The sequence below is a fragment of the Enterobacter sp. BNK-22 genome, from assembly GCF_048684805.1.
Classification (GTDB): Bacteria; Pseudomonadota; Gammaproteobacteria; order Enterobacterales; family Enterobacteriaceae; genus Enterobacter; species Enterobacter quasiroggenkampii.
The window spans coordinates 3,293,913-3,319,209 of the sequence record NZ_JBLQTT010000001.1; the positions used below are offsets into that span (position 1 = coordinate 3,293,913).

Sequence of the window (25,297 nt, forward strand, 5' to 3'; positions counted from 1 at the left end):
ACCAACCCTCTCCCCAGGGGGGAGAGGGGAAAAGATTAGAACTGTGCTTCTTCCGTTGAACCCGTCAAGGCGGTGACGGAGGAGGTGCCGCCCTGAATAATCGTGGTCACATTATCAAAGTAGCCGGTGCCCACTTCCTGCTGGTGAGAGACGAAGGTATAACCATCTTTGCCCGCCGCAAATTCCGGCTGCTGCACCTTCTCAACGTAGTGCTTCATGCCCTCACCCTGCGCATAGGCGTGCGCCAGGTCGAACATGTTGAACCACATGCTGTGGATGCCTGCCAGAGTAATGAACTGGTATTTGTAGCCCATGTCGGACAGCTGCTGCTGGAAGCTGGCGATCGTTTTGTCATCCAGCTTTTTCTGCCAGTTGAAGGACGGCGAGCAGTTGTAGGCCAGCAGTTTGCCCGGGTACTTCGCATGAATGGCATCAGCAAAGCGTTTTGCCAGCGCCAGATCCGGCGTGGACGTTTCACACCAGACCAGATCCGCGTACGGCGCGTACGCCAGACCGCGGCTGATCGCTTGCTCGATACCCGCGTGGGTACGATAGAAACCTTCACTGGTACGCTCGCCGGTGATGAACTCGCTGTCGTACGGATCGCAGTCAGAGGTGATCAGGTCAGCCGCGTCGGCATCGGTACGGGCAATGACCAGCGTCGGCACGCCGAGCACATCAGCAGCCAGACGCGCGGCAACCAGCTTCTGAACCGCTTCCTGTGTGGGAACCAGCACCTTCCCGCCCATATGTCCGCACTTCTTCACTGACGCCAGCTGATCTTCGAAGTGAACGGCCGCTGCACCGGCTTCAATCATCGATTTCATCAGTTCAAAGGCGTTCAGCACGCCGCCGAAGCCCGCTTCCGCATCTGCAACGATCGGCAGGAAATAGTCAATAAAGCGCGGATCGTTAGGTTCGATGCCCGCCGCCCACTGGATCTGATCCGCTCGACGGAAGGTGTTGTTGATCCGATCCACGACCGACGGCACGGAGTTAGCCGGATAGAGCGACTGATCCGGGTACATGCTGGAGGCCAGGTTGGCGTCCGCCGCCACCTGCCAGCCGGAAAGGTAGATAGCCTCAATACCGGCCTTCGCCTGCTGCAGGGCCTGACCGCCGGTCAGCGCACCGAGGCTGTTGATGTAGCCTTTTTTGGAACCACCGTGCAGCAGCTTCCACATTTTTGCCGCGCCATTTTGCGCCAGCGTGCATTCCGGATTGACCGAGCCGCGTAATTTCACCACGTCCTCCGCGCTGTACGGACGGCGGATGCCTTCCCAGCGAGGTTGTGTCCACTCTTTCTTTAATTCTTCGATTTGTTGGGTACGGGTTTTCATGTGCAGATGCTCCATATTGTTATGTGGTGAGTTACGCCAGGAAGCGGTAGCCCGGCAGGGTCAGGAAGTCGATTAAGTCATCTGATGTGGTGATTTGCTCCATCAGGCGCGCAGCGTCGTCAAAGCGTCCGCTGCTGAAGCGGTGTTCGCCCAGCTCGTCCTGGATCACCCGCATCTCTTCGGCCAGCATCTGGCGGAACAGGGATTTGGTCACCGGCTTGCCGTTGCTGAGCGTTTTTTGATGGTGGATCCACTGCCAGATAGAGGTACGTGAGATCTCCGCCGTCGCAGCATCTTCCATCAGGCCGTAGATCGGCACGCAGCCGTTGCCGGAGATCCACGCTTCGATGTACTGCACCGCAACGCGGATATTGGCCCGCATCCCCTCTTCCGTCCGTTCGCCCGCGCACGGGGCCAGCAGCTGTTCTTCAGCCGTTGGGGCATCGTCTTCACGCGTGACAAACAGCTGGTTTTTATTGTCGCCAAGCACGCGGTTAAAGACGTCCATCGCCGTATCGGCCAGACCCGGATGCGCGATCCACGTCCCGTCATGGCCGTTACGTGCTTCAAGCTCTTTGTCGGCTTTCACCTTGTTGAGCACCTGATTGTTGCGCTCGGCATCTTTGCTCGGGATAAAGGCCGCCATGCCGCCCATCGCGAAGGCTCCGCGCTTGTGGCAGGTTTTGATCAGCAGACGCGAGTAGGCGCTCAGGAACGGTTTATCCATGGTCACGACCTGGCGATCCGGCAGTACGCGATCGGGGTAGTTTTTCAGCGTTTTGATGTAGCTGAAAATATAGTCCCAGCGTCCGCAGTTCAGGCCGACAATGTGGTCACGCAGGGCGTGCAGAATTTCATTCATCTGGAACACGGCAGGCAGCGTTTCAATCAGCAGGGTGGCTTTGATGGTGCCGCGCGGCAGGTTGAAACGATCTTCCGCATAGCTGAAGACTTCGCTCCACCAGGCTGCTTCCTGCCAGGCCTGCGTTTTAGGCAGATAGAAATACGGGCCGCTGCCCTTCGCCAGCAGGGCTTTGTAGTTGTGGAAGAAATAGAGCGCAAAATCAAACAGGCTTCCCGGAATGGCTTCACCACGCCAGGTGACATGTTTTTCCGGCAGGTGCAGCCCACGCACGCGACAGATCAGTACCGCCGGGTTCGGTTTAAGCTGGTATATTTTGCCGGCTTCGTTGGTATAGCTGATGGTGCCGTTTACGGCGTCGCGCAGGTTGATCTGTCCATCGATGACCTTACGCCAGTCCGGCGCCAGCGAGTCTTCAAAATCGGCCATAAAGACCTTAACGTTGGCGTTCATGGCGTTGATCACCATTTTGCGCTCTACCGGACCGGTGATCTCAACGCGACGATCCTGTAAATCTTCAGGGATGCCGCGGATTTTCCACTCGCCACGGCGAATGGAAGCGGTTTCCGAAATAAAACCAGGCAACTTGCCGTTATCAATTTCCTGCTGCTGATGAATACGTGCCGCCAGCAGCTTATTGCGCTGCGGCGTAAAGCGGGTCACCAGTTCAGTCAGAAATTCTACCGCTTCTGCCGTCAAAACTTGCTGTTCTTGCTCGCCATACGGCTGGGTAAAGGCCAGTTCATCGACCGTCGTTGCCTGTTGAGTCATTACTCTGCTCCTCATCAAAGATCCAAAATCACGCTCCCGATGCGAACGAAAGATCGTTGGGTAGTTTTCGCTCAGCAGAATTAAGACTATCTCTATTTTTTCTAAAATCAAAAACAATTTCCATTTTAATTATAAATTGCAATTAATTGATTGATTTTATTGAAATTAAAGTTTTAAAGAATGATGAGTGGCATTTCGGAAATAAAAAAGGCACCCGAAGGTGCCTGATTTGAATAGCTGAAACGCTTTAGGATCGTTTAGTGCAGACGATTACTCCAGCGTTGGATTCATGTGACGCAGATCGTATGGTGTTATCTGGTAGACGTAATAGTTGAGCCAGTTAGTAAAAAGCAAATTCCCGTGGCTGCGCCAGGTCGCTCTCGGTTTGTTTTGCGGATCGTCTTTCGGGAAATAGTTGTACGGGACATCCGGGTTCAGACCCGCTTCGACATCACGGAAATACTCTGACGCAAGGGTGTGCGGATCGTACTCAGGATGTCCGGTCACAAAGGCAATGCGCTTATCTTTACTGGCAAACAGGTAAGCGTCCCCATCTTCCGTTTCGGCCAGAATCTCCAGATCGGTGTAATCACGAATCAGCTGGGCCGGGAAGTCAGCGTAGCGGGAATGCGGAGCCAGGAAAGAATCATCAAACCCGCGTGTCAGCAACGCATGGGGATGGAGAATATGGTGTTCGTATACGCCGGAGAGCTTTTCAGTGCGGGTTTGCTTGGGGATGCCATAGAGAATATTCAGTGCGGCTTGTACCGCCCAACAGACAAACAGCGTGGACGTGACGTGATCTTTTGCCCACTCCAGAACCTGCTTGATCTGCGGCCAGTAAGCGACATCGTTAAATTCCACCAGGCCCAGCGGCGCGCCGGTCACAATCAGACCGTCGAAGTTTTCACCCTGAATGTCATCAAAGTTGCAGTAGAAGTTGTTCAGATGCTCAGAAGGCGTATTGCGTGACTCACGGGCGTCGATTCGCAGCAGTTGAATATCGACCTGCAGCGGGGAGTTCGACAGCAGACGCAGGAACTGGTTTTCTGTTTCGATCTTTTTGGGCATCAGATTGAGAATAAGCACCTTCAGCGGGCGAATTTCCTGACCTGTCGCACGTGAAGTCGTCATCACAAAGACATTTTCTTCACGCAAGAAATTGACGGCTGGTAGCTCGTCCTGCACCCGAATCGGCATAGCTTTGTATCCTCACAGCATACGTATAAACGTTTAGACATCCAGACAGCTAACGATACCCAGAAATGGCTTGAATGTCGAGTCTGCAAGCAGAAGGTGAGAAAGTTTCAAGGAGAGGATGGTGCGGTCTGCCATGCCCGGTGGCGCTGCGCTTACCGGGCCTGCAGGTTTTGTAGGCCGGATAAGGCGAAGCCGTCATCCGGCATGTTTTCTGGCGTGCAAAGCAAAAAACCCCGTACCTTACGGTACGGGGTTCTTCTAATTGATGCCTGGCAGTTCCCTACTCTCACATGGGGAGACCCCACACTACCATCGGCGCTACGGCGTTTCACTTCTGAGTTCGGCATGGGGTCAGGTGGGACCACCGCGCTAAAGCCGCCAGGCAAATTCTGTTAATCTGTATCAGGCTGAAATTTGATTGTTCGTCTCTTCGCCAAAACATCTTCGGCGTTGTAAGGTTAAGCCTCACGGTTCATTAGTATCGGTTAGCTCAACGCATCGCTGCGCTTACACACCCGACCTATCAACGTCATCGTCTTTAACGTTCCTTCAGGAGACTTAAAGTCTCAGGGAGAACTCATCTCGGGGCAAGTTTCGTGCTTAGATGCTTTCAGCACTTATCTTTTCCGCATTTAGCTACCGGGCAGTGCCATTGGCATGACAACCCGAACACCAGTGATGCGTCCACTCCGGTCCTCTCGTACTAGGAGCAGCCCCCCTCAATTCTCCAGCGCCCACGGCAGATAGGGACCGAACTGTCTCACGACGTTCTAAACCCAGCTCGCGTACCACTTTAAATGGCGAACAGCCATACCCTTGGGACCTACTTCAGCCCCAGGATGTGATGAGCCGACATCGAGGTGCCAAACACCGCCGTCGATATGAACTCTTGGGCGGTATCAGCCTGTTATCCCCGGAGTACCTTTTATCCGTTGAGCGATGGCCCTTCCATTCAGAACCACCGGATCACTATGACCTGCTTTCGCACCTGCTCGAGCCGTCACTCTCGCAGTCAAGCTAGCTTATGCCATTGCACTAACCTCCTGATGTCCGACCAGGATTAGCTAACCTTCGTGCTCCTCCGTTACTCTTTGGGAGGAGACCGCCCCAGTCAAACTACCCACCAGACACTGTCCGCAACCCGGATTACGGGTCTACGTTAGAACACCAGCCATTAAAGGGTGGTATTTCAAGGACGGCTCCACGCAGACTGGCGTCCACGCTTCAAAGCCTCCCACCTATCCTACACATCAAGGACCAGTGTTCAGTGTCAAGCTATAGTAAAGGTTCACGGGGTCTTTCCGTCTTGCCGCGGGTACACTGCATCTTCACAGCGAGTTCAATTTCACTGAGTCTCGGGTGGAGACAGCCTGGCCATCATTACGCCATTCGTGCAGGTCGGAACTTACCCGACAAGGAATTTCGCTACCTTAGGACCGTTATAGTTACGGCCGCCGTTTACCGGGGCTTCGATCAAGAGCTTCGCGTTGCCGCTAACCCCATCAATTAACCTTCCGGCACCGGGCAGGCGTCACACCGTATACGTCCACTTTCGTGTTTGCACAGTGCTGTGTTTTTAATAAACAGTTGCAGCCAGCTGGTATCTTCGACTGATTTCAGCTCCACCCGCAGGGGCTTCACCTACATATCAGCGTGCCTTCTCCCGAAGTTACGGCACCATTTTGCCTAGTTCCTTCACCCGAGTTCTCTCAAGCGCCTTGGTATTCTCTACCTGACCACCTGTGTCGGTTTGGGGTACGATTTGATGTTACCTGATGCTTAGAGGCTTTTCCTGGAAGCAGGGCATTTGTTACTTCAGCACCGTAGTGCCTCGTCATCACACCTCAGCGTTAAAAGGTACCGGATTTACCTGGAACCTCCGCCTACATGCTTAAACCGGGACAACCGTCGCCCGGCTAACATAGCCTTCTCCGTCCCCCCTTCGCAGTAACACCAAGTACAGGAATATTAACCTGTTTCCCATCGACTACGCCTTTCGGCCTCGCCTTAGGGGTCGACTCACCCTGCCCCGATTAACGTTGGACAGGAACCCTTGGTCTTCCGGCGAGCGGGCTTTTCACCCGCTTTATCGTTACTTATGTCAGCATTCGCACTTCTGATACCTCCAGCATGCCTCACAGCACACCTTCAGCGGCTTACAGAACGCTCCCCTACCCAACAACGCATAAGCGTCGCTGCCGCAGCTTCGGTGCATGGTTTAGCCCCGTTACATCTTCCGCGCAGGCCGACTCGACCAGTGAGCTATTACGCTTTCTTTAAATGATGGCTGCTTCTAAGCCAACATCCTGGCTGTCTGTGCCTTCCCACATCGTTTCCCACTTAACCATGACTTTGGGACCTTAGCTGGCGGTCTGGGTTGTTTCCCTCTTCACGACGGACGTTAGCACCCGCCGTGTGTCTCCCGTGATAACATTCTTCGGTATTCGTAGTTTGCATCGGGTTGGTAAGCCGGGATGGCCCCCTAGCCGAAACAGTGCTCTACCCCCGAAGATGAATTCACGAGGCGCTACCTAAATAGCTTTCGGGGAGAACCAGCTATCTCCCGGTTTGATTGGCCTTTCACCCCCAGCCACAAGTCATCCGCTAATTTTTCAACATTAGTCGGTTCGGTCCTCCAGTTAGTGTTACCCAACCTTCAACCTGCCCATGGCTAGATCACCGGGTTTCGGGTCTATACCCTGCAACTTAACGCCCAGTTAAGACTCGGTTTCCCTTCGGCTCCCCTATACGGTTAACCTTGCTACAGAATATAAGTCGCTGACCCATTATACAAAAGGTACGCAGTCACACCACAAGGGTGCTCCCACTGCTTGTACGTACACGGTTTCAGGTTCTTTTTCACTCCCCTCGCCGGGGTTCTTTTCGCCTTTCCCTCACGGTACTGGTTCACTATCGGTCAGTCAGGAGTATTTAGCCTTGGAGGATGGTCCCCCCATATTCAGACAGGATACCACGTGTCCCGCCCTACTCTTCGAGTTCACAACCTGTGCATTTTCGTGTACGGGACTGTCACCCTGTACCGTGCGACTTTCCAGACGCTTCCACTAACACACAAGCTGATTCAGACTCTGGGCTGCTCCCCGTTCGCTCGCCGCTACTGGGGGAATCTCGGTTGATTTCTTTTCCTCGGGGTACTTAGATGTTTCAGTTCCCCGGTTCGCCTCGTTAACCTATGTATTCAGTTAACGATAGTGCAACGAATTGCACTGGGTTTCCCCATTCGGACATCGCCGGGTCAAAGGTTCATATCACCTCGCCGGCGCTTTTCGCAGATTAGCACGTCCTTCATCGCCTCTGACTGCCAGGGCATCCACCGTGTACGCTTAGTCGCTTAACCTCACAACCCGAAGATGTTTCACTTCTGATTGCGAAAATTTGAGAGACTCGAACACACCTTAAAGATGTGTCGTTTCAATTTTCAGCTTGATCCAGATTTTTAAAGAGCAAAACTTCTTAATGCACTCAAAAGTACATTCAGAAGTTCATCATTCATCAGACAATCTGTGTGAGCACTACAAAGGCAGGTTCTTTAAGGTAAGGAGGTGATCCAACCGCAGGTTCCCCTACGGTTACCTTGTTACGACTTCACCCCAGTCATGAATCACAAAGTGGTAAGCGCCCTCCCGAAGGTTAAGCTACCTACTTCTTTTGCAACCCACTCCCATGGTGTGACGGGCGGTGTGTACAAGGCCCGGGAACGTATTCACCGTAGCATTCTGATCTACGATTACTAGCGATTCCGACTTCATGGAGTCGAGTTGCAGACTCCAATCCGGACTACGACGCACTTTATGAGGTCCGCTTGCTCTCGCGAGGTCGCTTCTCTTTGTATGCGCCATTGTAGCACGTGTGTAGCCCTACTCGTAAGGGCCATGATGACTTGACGTCATCCCCACCTTCCTCCAGTTTATCACTGGCAGTCTCCTTTGAGTTCCCGGCCTAACCGCTGGCAACAAAGGATAAGGGTTGCGCTCGTTGCGGGACTTAACCCAACATTTCACAACACGAGCTGACGACAGCCATGCAGCACCTGTCTCAGAGTTCCCGAAGGCACCAATCCATCTCTGGAAAGTTCTCTGGATGTCAAGAGTAGGTAAGGTTCTTCGCGTTGCATCGAATTAAACCACATGCTCCACCGCTTGTGCGGGCCCCCGTCAATTCATTTGAGTTTTAACCTTGCGGCCGTACTCCCCAGGCGGTCGACTTAACGCGTTAGCTCCGGAAGCCACGCCTCAAGGGCACAACCTCCAAGTCGACATCGTTTACGGCGTGGACTACCAGGGTATCTAATCCTGTTTGCTCCCCACGCTTTCGCACCTGAGCGTCAGTCTTTGTCCAGGGGGCCGCCTTCGCCACCGGTATTCCTCCAGATCTCTACGCATTTCACCGCTACACCTGGAATTCTACCCCCCTCTACAAGACTCTAGCCTGCCAGTTTCGAATGCAGTTCCCAGGTTGAGCCCGGGGATTTCACATCCGACTTGACAGACCGCCTGCGTGCGCTTTACGCCCAGTAATTCCGATTAACGCTTGCACCCTCCGTATTACCGCGGCTGCTGGCACGGAGTTAGCCGGTGCTTCTTCTGCGGGTAACGTCAATTGCTGAGGTTATTAACCTCAACACCTTCCTCCCCGCTGAAAGTACTTTACAACCCGAAGGCCTTCTTCATACACGCGGCATGGCTGCATCAGGCTTGCGCCCATTGTGCAATATTCCCCACTGCTGCCTCCCGTAGGAGTCTGGACCGTGTCTCAGTTCCAGTGTGGCTGGTCATCCTCTCAGACCAGCTAGGGATCGTCGCCTAGGTGAGCCATTACCCCACCTACTAGCTAATCCCATCTGGGCACATCTGATGGCAAGAGGCCCGAAGGTCCCCCTCTTTGGTCTTGCGACGTTATGCGGTATTAGCTACCGTTTCCAGTAGTTATCCCCCTCCATCAGGCAGTTTCCCAGACATTACTCACCCGTCCGCCGCTCGCCGGCAAAGTAGCAAGCTACTTTCCGCTGCCGCTCGACTTGCATGTGTTAGGCCTGCCGCCAGCGTTCAATCTGAGCCATGATCAAACTCTTCAATTTAAGTTTGATGCTCGTGAATTAAACTTCGTAATGAATTACGTATGTTCACTCAGAGACTTGGTATTCATTTATTGTCCGAAGACATTAAGAATCCATGTCACTTTGAGTGCCCACACAGATTGTCTGATAAATTGTTAAAGAGCAGTGCAACGCGGCTTTCGCTCACCGTTGCGAGGTGGCGTATATTACGCTTTCCTCTTTCAGAGTCAACCCGTTATTTCAGGATTTTTTCTCTTCAACCGAACCGCTTGTTGTGTGAAGTGATTCACATCCGCCGTGTCGATGGAGGCGCATTATAGGGAGTTCTCCGCAGGCCGCAACCGCTAAATGACAGAAAAATGACTGACTGCTGCATTCCACAGCAAAACCCCGCCTTATACCTTTTTACACACAGACTTATCCACAATGATACGAAAAAGTAAAAATGTGCGAGCGTTGCGCAAACGTTTTCGTTAAAATGCTCGCGCTTAACAAGGATGCCTCGTCAGGTGTGTTAGATGAGTTTTTCACAGGAAAATTCATCTAACGCTCTCTGTAATCGTGAAATCCAGGGGATTTACCATGCAACAACGTCGTCCAGTCCGCCGCGCTCTGCTCAGTGTTTCTGATAAAGCCGGTATCGTCGAATTCGCTCAGGCACTTTCTGCACGCGGTGTGGAGCTGCTTTCCACAGGCGGTACCGCTCGCCTGTTAGCAGATAAAGGTCTGCCGGTAACCGAAGTGTCCGATTACACCGGTTTCCCGGAAATGATGGATGGACGCGTCAAAACCCTGCATCCGAAAGTCCACGGCGGTATTCTTGGCCGTCGCGGCCAGGACGACGCCATTATGGAACAGCACGACATCGCGCCGATCGACATGGTTGTCGTTAACCTCTACCCGTTTGCCCAGACCGTTGCCCGCGAAGGCTGCTCTCTGGAAGATGCTGTAGAGAACATTGATATCGGCGGCCCGACCATGGTGCGATCTGCGGCCAAGAACCATAAAGATGTCGCCATCGTGGTAAAGAGCAGCGATTACACCACCATTATTAATGAGATGGACGCCAACGAAGGGTCGCTGACCCTGGAAACGCGTTTCGACCTCGCCATCAAAGCCTTCGAACACACCGCGGCGTACGACAGCATGATCGCCAACTACTTCGGTAGCCTGGTACCGGCTTACCACGGTGAAAGCAAAGATCCGTCCGGCCGCTTCCCGCGCACCCTGAACCTGAACTTCATTAAGAAGCAGGATATGCGTTACGGTGAGAACAGCCACCAGCAGGCGGCTTTCTATATAGAAGAAGAGGTAAAAGAAGCCTCTGTTGCAACCGCTCAGCAGGTGCAGGGCAAAGCGCTCTCCTATAACAACATTGCCGACACCGACGCCGCGCTGGAATGCGTGAAAGAGTTCAGCGAGCCAGCCTGCGTTATCGTCAAGCACGCCAACCCATGCGGCGTGGCGGTAAGCACGTCGATTCTGGAAGCTTACGATCGCGCGTACAAAACTGACCCAACCTCCGCGTTCGGTGGCATCATTGCCTTCAACCGCGAGCTGGATGCGGAAACCGCACAGGCCATCATCTCCCGCCAGTTTGTCGAAGTGATCATCGCGCCATCGGCCTCCGATGAAGCGCTGAAAATCACCGCGGCAAAACAGAACGTGCGCGTACTGGTTTGCGGCCAGTGGGCAGAACGCGTGCCGGGCCTGGACTTCAAACGCGTAAACGGCGGTCTGCTGGTTCAGGATCGCGATCTGGGTATGGTGACAGAAGCCGACCTGCGCGTGGTGACTAAACGTCAGCCGACCGAACAGGAACTGCGTGACGCGCTGTTCTGCTGGAAAGTGGCGAAGTTCGTGAAATCCAACGCCATCGTCTACGCGAAAGAGAACATGACCATCGGGATAGGCGCAGGCCAGATGAGCCGCGTTTACTCTGCGAAAATCGCGGGTATTAAAGCAGGTGACGAAGGCCTGGAAGTCAAAGGCTCCGCCATGGCCTCTGACGCCTTCTTCCCGTTCCGTGACGGTATCGACGCCGCAGCCGCTGTCGGCATCACCTGCGTGATCCAGCCAGGCGGTTCAATCCGCGACGACGAAGTGATTGCCGCTGCCGACGAACACGGCATCGCGATGATCTTCACCGACATGCGCCACTTCCGCCATTAATTCCCGGAGCTGAAAATGAAAGTATTAGTGATTGGTAACGGCGGACGCGAGCACGCGCTGGCGTGGAAAGCGGCGCAGTCTCCGCTGGTGAAAACGGTCTTCGTGGCACCGGGCAACGCCGGTACCGCACTGGAACCCGCGCTGCAGAACGTGGCTATCGGCGTGACCGACATTCCGGCGCTGCTCAGTTTTGCCAAGAGCGAGAAAATCGACCTGACCATCGTCGGCCCGGAAGCGCCGCTGGTGATTGGCGTGGTGGATGCGTTCCGCGCAGCGGGCCTGAAAATCTTCGGCCCAACGGAAGGCGCCGCGCAGCTGGAAGGCTCCAAAGCTTTCACCAAAGATTTCCTCGCGCGTCATAACATCCCGACGGCGGAATATCAGAATTTCACTGAAGTGGAGCCTGCTCTGGCCTACTTACGTGAGAAGGGCGCGCCGATTGTTATCAAGGCCGACGGTCTGGCCGCCGGTAAAGGCGTGATCGTCGCGATGACGCTCGACGAAGCCGAAGCCGCGGTTCAGGACATGCTGGCAGGTAACGCCTTTGGCGATGCGGGCCACCGCATCGTGATTGAAGAGTTCCTCGACGGTGAAGAGGCGAGCTTTATCGTCATGGTCGACGGCGAGCACGTTCTGCCGATGGCCACCAGCCAGGATCACAAGCGTGTGGGTAATGGCGACACGGGTCCTAATACCGGCGGGATGGGCGCTTACTCCCCTGCTCCGGTCGTGACTGACGACGTCCACCAGCGCACCATGGATCGCATCATCTGGCCTACCGTGAAGGGAATGGCAGCAGAAGGGAATACCTACACCGGTTTCCTTTACGCAGGTCTGATGATCGATAAGCAGGGTAACCCTAAGGTCATCGAATTCAACTGCCGCTTTGGCGATCCGGAAACGCAGCCAATCATGCTGCGCATGAAATCCGATCTGGTGGATCTGTGCCTGGCAGCCTGCGATGGCAAGCTGGACGAGAAAACCTCCGAGTGGGACGAGCGTGCGTCTCTCGGCGTGGTGATTGCTGCGGGTGGTTATCCGGGCAACTACAGCACAGGAGATGAAATCCACGGTCTGCCGCTGGAAGAGAGGGAAGGTGCGAAGGTGTTCCACGCCGGTACGAAGCTGGCTGAGGACGATCGCGTTCTGACCAACGGCGGCCGCGTGCTGTGTGCAACCGCGCTGGGCCATACCGTGGCAGAAGCGCAGAAGCGCGCCTATGCGCTGATGGCGGATATTCACTGGAACGGTAGCTTTAGCCGTCAGGATATCGGCTATCGCGCGATTGCGCGCGAGCAGGGGGAGTAATTCCTCCTCGCCCTAACCCTCTCCCTCACGGAGAGGGGAACGTTCGTAGGCCGGATAAGCGTCAGCGCCATCCGGCTTAATCCACAGAACTCAGAAACTCTTCTCTGTCGGCTGCCAGGTGCAGAAGTCTTCGTTCGCCACCAATAGCAATTGAGAACCTTCCGGTGCCTCAAGCCACGCCACACTCACTTCCATTGATGAATGACGCTGACGGCGTTGAATGTGTTCGGTCGCCCAGGATTCAAGCTCAGGCTTGACCGTTTGCCCTTCGCAGGTCGTCACCGTCCCGTCGTTATGCCAGCGCCCCTGGCGCAGCACGACGCGTCCCAGACGAAGCGCATCGCTGGTCTGGCGGATTTGTTCGGCCCGGTAACGGTAGAGGGCGATTTGATCGCTGGAAAGCTGCTGTTTTTGACCGCTGACTTCGCGCTGCATAAAGCTCAGCTCGCCATGGTCGTCAAAACGCACTTTCACGTGTTCGGGGGTCTTGCTGTAGACGTTCAGCTCAATCAGCGACAGGTCATCTCCCTGCCAGCGATACTCCGCCGTCGATGTATTGCCGCTATGCCACGGGCTAAAGGCAGAAAGCAGATGCACTTCGCCGCCGGAATCTTTACGCCAGATCCTGACCGCGCCCTGGTTGTCCGCGTAGCCGCTGGCGGTAAACGGCGGCAAAGCGGTGTCGTGGCTACAGGCTGACAGCAGCAGCATGCCTGCCAGCGCGAGCGTTCCGCGCCAGAAAGACAAAAGGGGCGTTGCCGCCCCTTCGCTAAAACTGTTCACTGCCACGCGTCTTACTTAACTGCGTCTTTCAGTGCTTTACCAGAAACAAATGCCGGCACGTTCGCTGCGGCGATTTTGATTTCTTTACCGGTCTGCGGGTTGCGGCCAGTACGCTCAGCGCGGTGGTTCACTTTGAAGGTACCGAAACCAACCAGTTGTACAGCATCGCCTTCTTTCAGAGACTCAGTAATAGCAGCCAGGGTAGATTCCAGAGCAGCTTTAGCCTGCACTTTAGACAGATCAGCCTTGTCCGCAATTACATCAATCAGTTGAGTCTTGTTCATAAGTTATCCTTTCAATGTGTTTATCGCTTGCTAAGCATCGAGTGCGACGAAAATGCCAAAAAAGCACTCTCCTGCATACACGCACCGATAGCCACTTTTTTTCGCCCCCCAAATGTAGACCAGACAAGGGGCGAAAGGGAAGAGTCGAGGAGCGACAAAACGGGCGTTATCTCAAGTTTTCTTATCTCATTGGTTAAAAATTATACCAATATTACTCTCACCGGCCTCACGTAAGTCCGCACGCAGCCCTTTTATCAGTTCAATATCGCGTTCTTCACACTCTGCCAGCAGGCGGAAAATTTCCCACTGGATATCCCATTCTTGCTCAACGGCCGGGTTTGCGCGCAGCTCTTCGTCGGTCATTTCGCGACCTTCCTGGGTCATTTCCAGCATCGCCACGGTAGTGATAGAGGCCTTACTGACTTCGATAGCGTGCTCCAGCGTCTCACCGCTCAGGCGGGAGTGGAGCAATTCGCTTAACGCCACACAGGCATCAATTGCCGGGTAGACGCCGTACAGGTCAAAATCATCCGCCACCGGAATCGCCTCTTCCAGCTTTTCAAGCTGAGAGTCGAAATTCACCTTCGCGTCTTTCACCGTCAGCGTTTCCCAGATCAGATCCAGAATGCGGCGGTAAATATGGCCATCACCAAAGCCCGTCTGCTTGCAGAACGCGGCATAGTTGGGATACATGCGCTCGCACAGGCAAGCCATAAAGGTGACGTGCTGCCAGCTTTCCAGCTTTTCAAGGCGCAGGTGAATCGGGTTTTGTAGCATGATGATCTCTCGAATCGAAAATTAGGCGCAGTTTACCTGAATCATCGCTGAATTTCCTGCCAACGAACAAAAGCCGGACGCGAAGAGGCCACCGCGTCAGCCCAGCGCGTCGGCTCCGGTAAACGGTAGCCCTTCATGCAGCGCTGTACCCACGCCAGAGCGCTGTCCATGCTCACCCGATGGCCGGTGGCGATGAACAGTGGATTACAGCGAGCCTTGCTGCGCCAGACCCACGCCAGCTGCTCGCCCTTATGGATGAGCGGCGCCAGCGCACCCGGCTCGGCGGAGAGTGGCTCAAACGCGCCGCACAGGCGTTTCTTGGCAACGCCAATGGTCGGCACATCCACCAGCAGCCCAAAGTGGCTGGCAACGCCTAAGCGGCGCGGGTGTGAAATCCCGTGCCCATCGACAAACAGCAGGTCAGGTTTTTGCGAGAGCTGCTCCCACGCTGCCAGCAGCGCGGGATATTCGCGAAAGGAGAGAAAGCCGGGAATATAGGGCATGGTGGTGGCAATACGCGCGACCTTGTACTCCACCAGCTCGAGCGAAGGGTACTTCAGTACCACCATCGCCGCTCGCGTCACGTCCCCACCCTGCTCGAACCCGACGTCTGCTCCGCCAATGTACTGCGGAGGATCCTTATCCAGACGATCCTCGCGGATCACCGATGAGGCCAGTTCGATTTGTTGAGCGCGTAGCGACGCGAGATCCATAACGACTCCTTACTTGTGATACTGGGCAGAAAGCCGATGCACCGCCTCCACAAATACGTCTGCGTGCTCTGGCGGTACATCCTGATGAATACCGTGGCCGAGGTTAAAGACGTGGCCTTCCCCCTGGCCGAAACCAGACAGTATAGTCGACACTTCTTCTTCAATGCGGGCAGGCGGTGCATAGAGCATGGACGGGTCCATATTGCCCTGCAGCGCCACTTTGTCGCCCACGCGGCGGCGGGCATCGGCAATATCGGTGGTCCAGTCGAGACCCAGCGCGTCGCAGCCGGTGGCCGCCATCGCTTCCAGCCACTGGCCGCCACCTTTGGTGAACAGCGTCACCGGCACGCGGCGACCTTCGTTTTCACGCAGCAGGCCGTCGACGATTTTATGCATGTAGTACAGGGAGAACTGCTGATAATCACGGCCGGTCAGCACGCCGCCCCAGGTGTCGAAAATCATCACCGACTGTGCACCGGCTTTAATCTGCGCGTTCAGATAGAGCGTGACGCTCTTCGCCAGCTTGTCGAGCAGCGCATGCAGGGCCAGCGGCTCGGCGTACATCATCTTTTTAATCAGGGTGAAGGCTTTGCTGCTGCCCCCTTCCACCATATAGGTCGCCAGCGTCCACGGGCTGCCGGAGAAGCCAATCAGCGGCACTTCGCCTTTCAGCTCGCGACGAATGGTGCGCACGGCGTTCATCACGTAGCCCAGTTCACCTTCCGGATCGGGGATCGGCAGCTTGTCCACGTCGGCTTTGCTTTTAATCGGAGAAGTGAAACGCGGGCCTTCACCCGTTTCAAAGTACAGGCCAAGGCCCATGGCATCCGGAATGGTCAGAATATCCGAGAAGAGGATCGCCGCATCCAGCGGGAAGCGGCGCAGCGGCTGGAGCGTCACTTCACAGGCCAGCTCGGCGTTTTTGCACAGCGACATAAAATCGCCCGCCTGCGCGCGCGTGGCTTTGTATTCTGGCAGATAGCGTCCCGCCTGGCGCATCATCCACACCGGGGTGACATCAACGGGCTGTCGCAGCAGCGCACGCAGATAACGATCGTTCTTCAGTTCGGTCATTTTTGCAGTTCCTTAAGCGTCATGGCCTCAGTGTAACACTACTCATACTCGGCCCGACACATCGCTACGGTATCTTCTATCAGCCGGCGCGCCACGGTGCCCGGCGGTGGTAACAGCGGTAAATCGTCGTAGCGATACCAGTTCGCGTCCAGCAGCTCTTTCTGATCGATAACGATCTCGCCACTGTCGTATTCGGCCATAAAGGCCGTCATCAGCGACTGCGGGAACGGCCACGGCTGGGAGGTAACGTAGCGCAGGTTCTTCACTTTGATCCCGCTCTCCTCCATCACCTCGCGCGCCACCGCCTGCTCCAGCGTTTCGCCCACCTCGACGAAGCCGGCCAGCACGGTGTGAACGCCGTTGCGATGGCGGGTATGCTGCGCCAGCAAAATAGAATCATCCCGGCGGATAGCGACGATGATGCACGGCGCAATCTGCGGATAGTAGCGCTCGCGGCAGTGGCTGCAGAGCATCGCCCACTCGGTTTTGCTCGGACGCATGGTATGACCGCAATAGCCGCAGTATTTATGCGAGCGGTAAAACTCCGCCAGCTGCACGCCGCGCCCCGCCAGCTGGAACAGGCCCACGTCCAGATCCAACACCTGGCGAACGGATCCCATATCCTGACGACGCGCTTGCTGGATCAACCACACGGGCTCACCCTGCCACTCGCCGATCTTTAGCGCTGGCTGGCCCACGAGATCGAACGTTTCCGCTGCACCGTAGGGCAGTTCACCACCGGGCAACCACAATTTTTGTTCGTGGCTGACGATCCACCAACCCAGATCTGATTTTTCAATAATACGATCCATATCTATTGCACTACCTTCGCTTCACTGACATGTTGTTAGCATTGTGGTTACATTCTGGATAAGCAGATTCAATCCTACACTTTGCGGAGTCGACCATGTTAAACCAGCTAGAAAGCCTGACTGAGCGCGTTAGAGGAAGTAACAAACTGGTGGATCGCTGGCTTCATGTGCGCAAGCATCTACTCGTGGCTTATTACAATCTGGTCGGCATTAAGCCTGGCAAAGAATCGTTTATGCGGCTGAACGAAAAAGCGCTGGATGATTTTTGTCAGGGCCTGGTCGACTATCTGTCCGACGGCCATTTCAATATTTATGAACGCATTATCCGCGAAATGGAAGGGACAACGCCGTATTTAGCGGCCAGCAAACTCTATCCGCTGCTGGAGGCCAACACCCAGCAGATCATGGATTACTATGATTCCACGCTCGAGAATGCCATCGATCACGATAACTACCTTGAGTTTCAGCGGGCGTTATCCGACCTCGGTGAAGCGCTGGAGGAGCGATTCACGCTGGAAGATAGGCTGATTAGCCTCGTCCTTGATGCCAGTCCCGAAGATAACGTCGCGCGCCCGGCTTGAGTTCTTAATCGTTAACGAGTAATTTACAACCATTCGCCCCTCTCACGAGGGGGATTTTTCTTGTCGGAGTGCCCAGAGCGAAAGCCGGGCTGAGACCGTTAATTCGGGATCCGCGGAACCTGATCAGGTTAATACCTGCGAAGGGAACAAGAGTCACACTGCTGTTGTATCGCCCCCCGGGCGATCCTCTCTTGCTTCATCCGTCGTCTGACAAGCCATGTCCTTCACTTTTGGAATGAGCTATGTCTACTGCAAAACTGACCCGCCGCGAACAGCGCGCACAGGCCCAACACTTCATCGACACCCTGGAAGGCACCGCTTTCCCGAACTCGAAACGCATCTACATTTCCGGCTCGCAGGCCGATATCCGCGTCCCGATGCGCGAAATCCAGCTCAGCCCGACGCTTATCGGCGGCAGCAAAGAGAATCCGCAGTATGAAGACAACGAAGCCGTACCGGTGTATGACACCTCCGGCCCGTACGGCGATCCCTCTGTTACGATCAACGTTCAGCAGGGTCTGGCAAAGCTGCGCCAACCGTGGATTGAGGCGCGTAACGACTGCGAAGAACTCAGCGTACGCAGTTCTGCGTACACCAAAGAACGCCTGGCCGACGACGGTCTGGACGCGCTGCGCTTTACCGGCCTGCTGACGCCAAAACGTGCCAAAGCGGGCAAATGCGTGACCCAGCTGCACTACGCCCGCCAGGGGATCGTCACGCCGGAGATGGAGTTCATCGCCATCCGCGAGAACATGGGCCGCGAGCGTATCCGCAGCGAAGTGCTGCGCTACCAGCATCCGGGAGAGGGCTTTGGCGCGCGCCTGCCGGAGAACATCACGCCGGAGTTTGTGCGTGACGAAGTGGCCGCCGGGCGCGCGATTATCCCCGCCAACATCAACCACCCGGAATCCGAGCCGATGATTATCGGACGCAACTTCCTGGTGAAGGTTAACGCTAACATCGGTAACTCGGCCGTCACCTCCTCCATCGAAGAAGAGGTGGAAAAGCTGGTCTGGTCAACGCGCTGGGGCGCGGACACGGTAATGGATCTCTCCACCGGCCGCTATATTCACGAAACCCGCGAGTGGATCCTGCGTAACAGTCCGGTACCGATTGGCACCGTCCCGATTTATCAGGCGCTGGAGAAGGTCAACGGCATTGCCGAAGACCTGACCTGGGAAGCGTTCCGCGACACGCTGCTGGAGCAGGCCGAGCAGGGCGTCGACTACTTCACCATTCACGCGGGCGTGCTGCTGCGCTACGTGCCGATGACCGCGAAGCGTCTGACCGGTATCGTCTCGCGCGGCGGTTCCATCATGGCGAAGTGGTGCCTCTCCCATCACCAGGAGAACTTCCTCTACGAACACTTCCGCGAGATCTGCGAAATCTGCGCCGCCTATGACGTCTCCCTCTCGCTGGGCGACGGCCTGCGCCCGGGCTCCATCCGTGACGCCAACGACGAAGCGCAGTTTGCCGAGCTGCACACGCTGGGCGAACTGACCAAAATCGCCTGGGAGTATGACGTGCAGGTGATGATTGAAGGCCCGGGACACGTGCCGATGCAGATGATCCGCCGCAACATGACCGAGGAGCTGGAGCACTGCCACGAAGCGCCGTTCTATACCCTGGGGCCGTTGACCACCGATATTGCGCCGGGTTACGACCACTTCACGTCAGGCATTGGCGCGGCGATGATCGGCTGGTTCGGCTGCGCCATGCTCTGCTACGTGACGCCGAAAGAGCACCTCGGCCTGCCAAACAAAGAGGACGTGAAGCAAGGGCTGATTACCTACAAAATTGCCGCCCACGCGGCGGATCTGGCCAAGGGCCATCCGGGCGCGCAAATCCGCGATAACGCCATGTCGAAGGCGCGCTTTGAATTCCGCTGGGAAGATCAGTTCAACCTGGCGCTGGACCCGTTCACCGCCCGCGCCTACCACGACGAAACCCTGCCGCAGGAATCGGGCAAAGTCGCGCACTTCTGCTCCATGTGCGGACCAAAGTTCTGCTCGATGAAAATCAGCCAGGAAGTGCGCGACTACGCCGCCACGCAAACCATTGAAGTGGGTATGGCGGACATGTCTGAAACCTTCCGCGCCAAAGGCGGCGAAATCTACCTCAAAAAAGAGGAGGCGTAATGTACCAGCCCGATTTCCCACCCGTCCCCTACCGTTTAGGGCTCTATCCGGTGGTGGACAGCGTGGCGTGGATAGCGCGACTGCTGGAGGCAGGCGTTCGCACCCTCCAGCTGCGCATCAAGGATAAGCGCGATGACGAGGTGGAAGCCGATGTGGTTGCCGCCATTGCGCTGGGGCGTCGGTATAACGCCCGGCTGTTTATCAACGACTACTGGCGGCTGGCCGTTAAGCACCGGGCGTACGGCGTGCATCTGGGTCAGGAGGACCTGGAAACAACGGATCTGAGCGCAATCCGTGAAGCCGGGCTGCGTCTTGGCGTGTCAACGCACGATGACATGGAGATCGACGTGGCCCTGGCGGCCCGTCCCTCTTACATCGCGCTCGGTCACGTCTTCCCGACGCAAACCAAGCAGATGCCCTCCGCACCGCAGGGTCTGATGCAGCTGGCGAGTCACGTTAAACGCCTTGCCGATTACCCCACCGTCGCCATCGGCGGAATCAGTCTTGAACGTGCCCCGGCGGTGCTGGAGACCGGCGTCGGCAGCATCGCCGTCGTCAGCGCCATCACCCAGGCGGCAGACTGGCGGTCCGCCACCGAACAGCTTTTACAGCTGGCAGGAGCCGGTGATGAATGATCGCGACTTTATGCGCTACAGCCGTCAGATCCTGCTGGAGGATATCGCCATCGACGGCCAGCAAAAACTGCTCGCCAGCCGGGTGCTGATTGTTGGCCTGGGGGGATTAGGTGCACCCGCCGCGCTCTATCTGGCAGGTGCGGGTATCGGCACGCTGGTGCTAGCCGACGACGATGAGGTCCACCTCAGCAATCTGCAGCGGCAAATCCTCTTTACTACCGACGATATCAACCAGCCGAAAGCGAAAATCACCCGGCAGCGGCTGAACCAGCTTAACCCGGATATCGAGCTGATTGCCTTACAGGTGCGTCTTAGCGGTGAAAGCCTGCACCGTGAAGTCGCCCTTGCCGACGTGGTGCTGGACTGTACCGACAACATGGCGACGCGCCAGGCGATCAACGCCGCCTGCGTGGCCAATCATACGCCGCTTATCACCGCCAGCGCGGTGGGGTTCGGCGGGCAAATGATGGTGCTGACGCCACCGTGGACGCAGGGCTGCTATCGCTGCCTGTGGCCGGACGATGCCGAGCCGACGCGCAACTGCCGTACGGCGGGTATTCTGGGTCCGGTGGTCGGCGTGATGGGCACCATGCAGGCGCTGGAGGCTATCAAGCTGCTCAGCGGCATGGAGACGGAACGCAATACGCTGCGGCTGTTTGATGCCCGCTCCAGCGGCTGGCGCCAGCTGGCGTTACGCCGCGCCAGCCGCTGCCCGGTATGCGGAGGCCGCGATGCGCATTCTGTTTAACGATGAGCCGATGAGATGCGACGACGGGCTTACCGTTGCCGCACTGCTCGACAAGCTGCGTCAGCTCAAGCCGGGAACGGCGCTGGCGCTCAATCAACAGATCCTGCCGCGCGAGCAGTGGGAACATCAGCAGGTCAATGAAGGCGACCAGATCCTGCTGTTTCAGGTTATCGCAGGGGGCTGAGATGTTACGTATTGCCGATAAGGTTTTTGATTCGCATCTGTTTACCGGAACCGGAAAATTCGCCTCGCCGCAACTGATGGTGGATGCCATTCGTGAAAGCGGCAGCCAGCTGGTGACGCTGGCGCTCAAGCGCGTGGATCTGCGCCATCACAGCGATGCCATTCTGGCTCCGTTGCTGGAAGCAGGCGTGACGCTGCTGCCCAACACCTCCGGAGCGAAAACCGCCGAAGAGGCGATTTTCGCCGCACAGCTGGCGCGTGAAGCGCTCGGCACCCGCTGGCTGAAGCTGGAAATCCATCCGGATGCCCGCTGGCTGCTGCCCGACCCGATTGAAACGCTGAAAGCGGCTGAAAAGCTGGTTCAGCAAGGGTTTACCGTCCTGCCTTACTGCGGGGCCGACCCGGTGCTGTGCAAACGTCTCGAAGAGGTCGGCTGCGCCGCCGTCATGCCGCTGGGTGCCCCCATTGGCTCCAACCAGGGGCTGGAAACCCGCGCGATGCTGGAAATCATTATTGAGCAGGCTACCGTGCCGGTGGTGGTTGATGCGGGCATTGGCGTGCCCAGCCATGCCGCGCAGGCGCTGGAAATGGGGGCTGACGCGGTGTTGGTAAATACGGCTATCGCGGTTGCCGACGATCCGGTCATGATGGCGCGGGCATTCCGCCTGGCCGTGGAGGCCGGCCTGCTGGCAAGGGGATCAGGTCCCGGCTCGCGCAGTTTCCAGGCGCAGGCCACCAGCCCGCTGACCGGTTTTCTGGAGGCGATCTCATGAGCACGTTTACCGAGCGCTGGCGACAGCTTAACTGGGACGACATTGCCCTGCGCATCAACAGCAAAACGGCGGCTGACGTGGAGCGCGCGCTGCATGCCCGTCAGCTGACCCGCGAGGATCTGATGGCCCTGCTCTCCCCGGCGGCCAGCGCTTACCTCGAACCGATGGCTCAGCGAGCGCAGCGGCTCACCCGCCAGCGTTTTGGCAACACGGTAAGCTTCTACGTGCCGCTCTATCTCTCCAACCTGTGCGCCAATGACTGCACCTACTGCGGCTTTTCCATGAGCAATCGCATCAGGCGAAAAACCCTTGATGAGGATGAGATTGCCCGTGAGTGTGCAGCCATCCGTGAAATGGGCTTTGAACATCTTCTGCTGGTCACGGGCGAACATCAGGGGAAAGTGGGAATGGACTATTTCCGTCAACATCTTCCCGCCATTCGCCGTCAGTTTGCGTCGTTACAGATGGAAGTGCAGCCTCTGTCGCAGGAGGAGTACGCGGAGCTCAAAACGCTCGGGCTGGACGGCGTTATGGTCTATCAGGAAACCTACCATGAGGCGACGTACGCCCGGCACCACCTGAAAGGCAAGAAACAGGATTTCTTTTTCCGCCTGGAAACGCCGGACAGGCTGGGTCGCGCCGGCATCGACAAAATCGGTCTGGGTGCGCTGATCGGGCTCTCCGACAGCTGGCGGGTGGATTGTTACATGGTGGCGGAACATCTGCTTTGGCTTCAACAGCGCTACTGGCAGAGCCGTTATTCCATCTCCTTCCCGCGCCTGCGTCCCTGCGCGGGAGGAATTGAACCGGCTTCTCTGATGGATGAACGCCAGCTGGTGCAGACCATCTGCGCGTTTCGCCTGCTTGCCCCGGAAGTGGAATTATCGCTCTCAACGCGCGAGTCCCCGGCGTTTCGCGATCGCGTTATCCCGCTTGCGATTAACAACGTCAGCGCATTTTCCAAAACGCAGCCAGGCGGCTACGCCGACGATCGTCCGGAGCTGGAACAGTTTGTACCGCATGATGGCCGACGTCCGGAAGCGGTCGCTGCCGCCTTGACAGCGCAGGGTCTACAGCCTGTCTGGAAAGACTGGGACAGCTGGCTGGGAAGAGCCTCGCAGTGACGTTGAAACGCACTGCAACACGTTAAAAAATTGTCGAGGCGCAACGAAAAGGCAAAACCGGAGGATTGTCAGCGATCGTCCGGTTTTTTATTGTCACACGGTCAGCAACGGATGCTGACCAGGGCGAAAAGCTTCTTCCTCGTTTCGCCCTGCCTCTGGTGCATTACACAAACGGTCCCTGCCAGTTTAATAAGTATTTTCTTAATGGTTCTTAAGATAAATCATCCCGTCAGAAATCGTGTGCCGTATAATTCACCGCTAACCGCAGGACAGCGACTATGCTGAGAGGATATCGGCAGACGAAAAGTATTCACCATCAGGAACGATGTACAGCTCATGGCACTTCACAGCAAAAAGCTCTCTTTTACCCGGCCCATTATGCTCAGCTTCGCGGGGATCCTCTGCAGTTTTGCGGTGATCGCGATCGCAGTGACGCTTTCGCAACGGAAGGATTTTCTTGAGGATTATCATAAGATCAATAGCAACTTCACGCACAACCTTGCGGTGAACTACACCGAATCTATCCTGCGTGAAAACGACTATATCCTGGGCCGTTCCGCGATGTACTTTGCGCGCGACGACAGGCTAAACGAGACGCTCAACGTCAACCCGACGCAAGGGCTGCAGATGATGATGCATCTGCAGAACCTGATGCCGACCGTCTCCTCCATCTCGCTGGCGGACACGCAGGGGCATTATCTCCGCGCGCCGGAAGTGCTCCCCACGGAGACGAGTAAAACCTTCGATCCCCGGACGCGACCGTGGTTTGTCGCTCAGGCGGAAGCCAGCATCTTCAGCCACTATACCCGACCCTACATGGACTACTTCACCGGCCATCCGACGGTGACCCTTTATAAGCCTTTGATTTCGCCTGAAGGGAGACTGAAGGGAACGCTCGCTTTCCATCTCGATTTGACCTCCATGGGCTTCACCCTGCGTCAGATGGTGGCGCCCGTTCAGGGGGAATTCTTCGTCGTCGAACGCGATGGTGCCGTGGTGCTGCATCCGGATACCGGCGCGCTCTTCAAGCAGTACGTGAGCGAAGCGCTGATGGACAAAATGACCAGCGGCGAAGGTCATCTTTACGACAAGAAAAGCAACGCCTGGTATTACTACTACTCGTTTACCAACCCGGACTGGTTTGTCATCTACCGGGTATCCGGCGCGACGCTTACCGATATTACCCGCCACGAAACGACAATCGTTGGCTGGGGGTTTGCGCTGGCGGCCATCATCATCATCCTTTTCGGCTTATACCTCCGCCACGCCTCGCGTAGCGTGTTGATGCATATTATCAATGCCATCAAAACCGGCGATGTCAGCGAGGCACCGCGCCTGGAAGCGATGCTGAGCCACACGATTCAGTCCAATAAAGAGCGCGAAATGGCGTATGTGCGCCAGGCCACCCATGATGCGCTGACGGGCTGTAAAAACCGCCGCGCGTTCGACAGCGATGTCGCAGAGCTGCTGAATACTCAGCAGCCTTTCGCGATGGCGCTGGTGGATATCGATAACTTCAAGTCAATTAACGACACGCTGGGTCACCTGACCGGTGATATCGTTCTGCGCAACGTGGCTCGGGAAGGGATCCAGATTATGCAGCCACATCACGTTTCGGTTTACCGTTATGGTGGAGAAGAGTTCGCGGTCATCTTCCAGGCGGAGAAGATGTCTTCCGCGCTCTCCTTGCTCGAAGCATGGCGCACCGCCGTTGAAAATCGCGTCTGGCGGGAAGAAAACCTGCGCGTTACGTTCAGCGGTGGTCTTGGAGAGTGGCATTTTGAACCGCTGGAACAATTCGTCGGAAGCGTTGATAACGCCCTCTACAGCGCCAAACAGCAGGGAAAAAACCGCATCGTTCGCACATCCATCAGTTAATCCTCTCTCCTTAACCCTGCCCGTTTCGACGGGCCGGGTACCCGCCAGTGTAAAATTGTAACCG

19 protein-coding genes, 3 rRNA genes and 1 riboswitch are annotated in these 25,297 nt (G+C 56.3%); of the genes, 10 read left to right on the forward strand and 12 right to left on the reverse strand.

All coding sequences use genetic code 11. The features are described from left to right. Nucleotides 1-35: 35 nt before the first annotated feature. The 6 genes from aceA to ACMGGE_RS15610 form a co-directional block, all read right to left on the reverse strand. The gene (aceA, locus tag ACMGGE_RS15585; RefSeq protein WP_008503407.1) at nucleotides 36-1,340 is read right to left on the reverse strand and encodes an isocitrate lyase; all 1,305 of its coding nucleotides are present in this window, start codon (nucleotides 1,338-1,340) and stop codon (nucleotides 36-38) included. A 31-nt stretch (nucleotides 1,341-1,371) separates the two neighbouring features. Then, nucleotides 1,372-2,973, reverse strand: coding sequence for a malate synthase A (aceB, locus tag ACMGGE_RS15590; RefSeq protein ID WP_045909135.1), 1,602 nt, complete (start codon nucleotides 2,971-2,973; stop codon nucleotides 1,372-1,374). Nucleotides 2,974-3,243: 270 nt separating this feature from the next. Then, nucleotides 3,244-4,173, reverse strand: coding sequence for a homoserine O-acetyltransferase MetA (gene metA, locus ACMGGE_RS15595; RefSeq protein ID WP_008503405.1), 930 nt, complete (start codon nucleotides 4,171-4,173; stop codon nucleotides 3,244-3,246). Nucleotides 4,174-4,440: 267 nt separating this feature from the next. Then, nucleotides 4,441-4,556, reverse strand: a 5S ribosomal RNA gene (gene rrf / locus ACMGGE_RS15600). A gap of 71 nt (nucleotides 4,557-4,627) precedes the next feature. After that, nucleotides 4,628-7,531 (reverse strand): 23S ribosomal RNA (locus ACMGGE_RS15605). A 198-nt stretch (nucleotides 7,532-7,729) separates the two neighbouring features. Beyond that, nucleotides 7,730-9,271, reverse strand: a 16S ribosomal RNA gene (locus tag ACMGGE_RS15610). Together the 16S, 23S and 5S rRNA genes form the textbook arrangement of a ribosomal RNA operon. A 561-nt stretch (nucleotides 9,272-9,832) precedes the next feature. On the opposite strand from ACMGGE_RS15610, the gene purH reads away from it, so the two are divergent. Both purH and purD read left to right on the forward strand, forming a co-directional pair. Further along, nucleotides 9,833-11,422: a bifunctional phosphoribosylaminoimidazolecarboxamide formyltransferase/IMP cyclohydrolase gene (purH, locus tag ACMGGE_RS15615; protein WP_048030768.1), complete on the forward strand. Its 1,590-nt coding sequence runs from the start codon at nucleotides 9,833-9,835 to the stop codon at nucleotides 11,420-11,422. 15 nt (nucleotides 11,423-11,437) lie between these two features. Then, nucleotides 11,438-12,730 carry a phosphoribosylamine--glycine ligase gene (gene purD / locus ACMGGE_RS15620; protein ID WP_252074220.1) on the forward strand — a complete coding sequence of 431 codons (1,293 nt, stop codon included), beginning with the start codon at nucleotides 11,438-11,440 and terminating at the stop codon, nucleotides 12,728-12,730. A 90-nt stretch (nucleotides 12,731-12,820) separates the two neighbouring features. On the opposite strand, the gene ACMGGE_RS15625 is transcribed toward purD, so the two are convergent. The 6 genes from ACMGGE_RS15625 to nudC all read right to left on the reverse strand — a co-directional run bounded on the left by ACMGGE_RS15625 (nucleotide 12,821) and on the right by nudC (nucleotide 17,173). Next, nucleotides 12,821-13,513, reverse strand: a complete 693-nt coding sequence (locus ACMGGE_RS15625) for a DUF1481 domain-containing protein (RefSeq protein ID WP_045909513.1) — start codon at nucleotides 13,511-13,513, stop codon at nucleotides 12,821-12,823. A gap of 11 nt (nucleotides 13,514-13,524) precedes the next feature. Further along, a complete protein-coding gene (gene hupA, locus ACMGGE_RS15630; protein ID WP_002445246.1) occupies nucleotides 13,525-13,797 on the reverse strand; it encodes a nucleoid-associated protein HU-alpha in 273 nt (90 codons plus the stop codon). 186 nt (nucleotides 13,798-13,983) lie between these two features. Further along, nucleotides 13,984-14,574, reverse strand: coding sequence for a YjaG family protein (locus ACMGGE_RS15635; protein ID WP_008503468.1), 591 nt, complete (start codon nucleotides 14,572-14,574; stop codon nucleotides 13,984-13,986). Between the two features lie 41 nt (nucleotides 14,575-14,615). Next, nucleotides 14,616-15,287, reverse strand: a complete 672-nt coding sequence (nfi, locus tag ACMGGE_RS15640) for a deoxyribonuclease V (protein WP_021242964.1) — start codon at nucleotides 15,285-15,287, stop codon at nucleotides 14,616-14,618. 9 nt (nucleotides 15,288-15,296) lie between these two features. Beyond that, nucleotides 15,297-16,361, reverse strand: a complete 1,065-nt coding sequence (hemE, locus tag ACMGGE_RS15645) for a uroporphyrinogen decarboxylase (protein ID WP_420293934.1) — start codon at nucleotides 16,359-16,361, stop codon at nucleotides 15,297-15,299. 38 nt (nucleotides 16,362-16,399) lie between these two features. Beyond that, on the reverse strand, nucleotides 16,400-17,173 hold the full coding sequence (gene nudC / locus ACMGGE_RS15650) for an NAD(+) diphosphatase (protein ID WP_045909515.1): 774 nt from the start codon (nucleotides 17,171-17,173) through the stop codon (nucleotides 16,400-16,402). Between the two features lie 95 nt (nucleotides 17,174-17,268). On the opposite strand from nudC, the gene ACMGGE_RS15655 reads away from it, so the two are divergent. The 8 genes from ACMGGE_RS15655 to ACMGGE_RS15690 all read left to right on the forward strand — a co-directional run bounded on the left by ACMGGE_RS15655 (nucleotide 17,269) and on the right by ACMGGE_RS15690 (nucleotide 25,233). Beyond that, nucleotides 17,269-17,754: an Rsd/AlgQ family anti-sigma factor gene (locus ACMGGE_RS15655; protein WP_045909516.1), complete on the forward strand. Its 486-nt coding sequence runs from the start codon at nucleotides 17,269-17,271 to the stop codon at nucleotides 17,752-17,754. 54 nt (nucleotides 17,755-17,808) lie between these two features. Beyond that, nucleotides 17,809-17,917: riboswitch (TPP riboswitch) on the forward strand. A 79-nt stretch (nucleotides 17,918-17,996) separates the two neighbouring features. Further along, the gene (thiC, locus tag ACMGGE_RS15660) at nucleotides 17,997-19,892 is read left to right on the forward strand and encodes a phosphomethylpyrimidine synthase ThiC (RefSeq protein ID WP_045909517.1); all 1,896 of its coding nucleotides are present in this window, start codon (nucleotides 17,997-17,999) and stop codon (nucleotides 19,890-19,892) included. Then, the gene (gene thiE, locus ACMGGE_RS15665) at nucleotides 19,892-20,527 is read left to right on the forward strand and encodes a thiamine phosphate synthase (protein WP_126535173.1); all 636 of its coding nucleotides are present in this window, start codon (nucleotides 19,892-19,894) and stop codon (nucleotides 20,525-20,527) included. Before thiC ends, thiE begins: the two co-directional genes overlap by 1 nt. Next, nucleotides 20,520-21,275 (forward strand): HesA/MoeB/ThiF family protein, encoded by a 756-nt coding sequence (locus tag ACMGGE_RS15670; RefSeq protein ID WP_420293935.1) that lies wholly within the window; start codon nucleotides 20,520-20,522, stop codon nucleotides 21,273-21,275. Before thiE ends, ACMGGE_RS15670 begins: the two co-directional genes overlap by 8 nt. After that, on the forward strand, nucleotides 21,259-21,459 hold the full coding sequence (thiS, locus tag ACMGGE_RS15675; protein WP_032644502.1) for a sulfur carrier protein ThiS: 201 nt from the start codon (nucleotides 21,259-21,261) through the stop codon (nucleotides 21,457-21,459). The genes ACMGGE_RS15670 and thiS overlap by 17 nt, the downstream gene beginning before the upstream one ends. 1 nt (nucleotide 21,460) lies before the next feature. Further along, nucleotides 21,461-22,231 carry a thiazole synthase gene (thiG, locus tag ACMGGE_RS15680; RefSeq protein WP_048226928.1) on the forward strand — a complete coding sequence of 257 codons (771 nt, stop codon included), beginning with the start codon at nucleotides 21,461-21,463 and terminating at the stop codon, nucleotides 22,229-22,231. Next, on the forward strand, nucleotides 22,228-23,355 hold the full coding sequence (gene thiH / locus ACMGGE_RS15685; protein ID WP_420293936.1) for a 2-iminoacetate synthase ThiH: 1,128 nt from the start codon (nucleotides 22,228-22,230) through the stop codon (nucleotides 23,353-23,355). Before thiG ends, thiH begins: the two co-directional genes overlap by 4 nt. A gap of 336 nt (nucleotides 23,356-23,691) precedes the next feature. Further along, entirely contained in the window at nucleotides 23,692-25,233 is a 1,542-nt protein-coding gene (locus ACMGGE_RS15690; RefSeq protein ID WP_196365539.1) for a sensor domain-containing diguanylate cyclase, read from the forward strand. Nucleotides 25,234-25,297 lie beyond the last annotated feature (64 nt).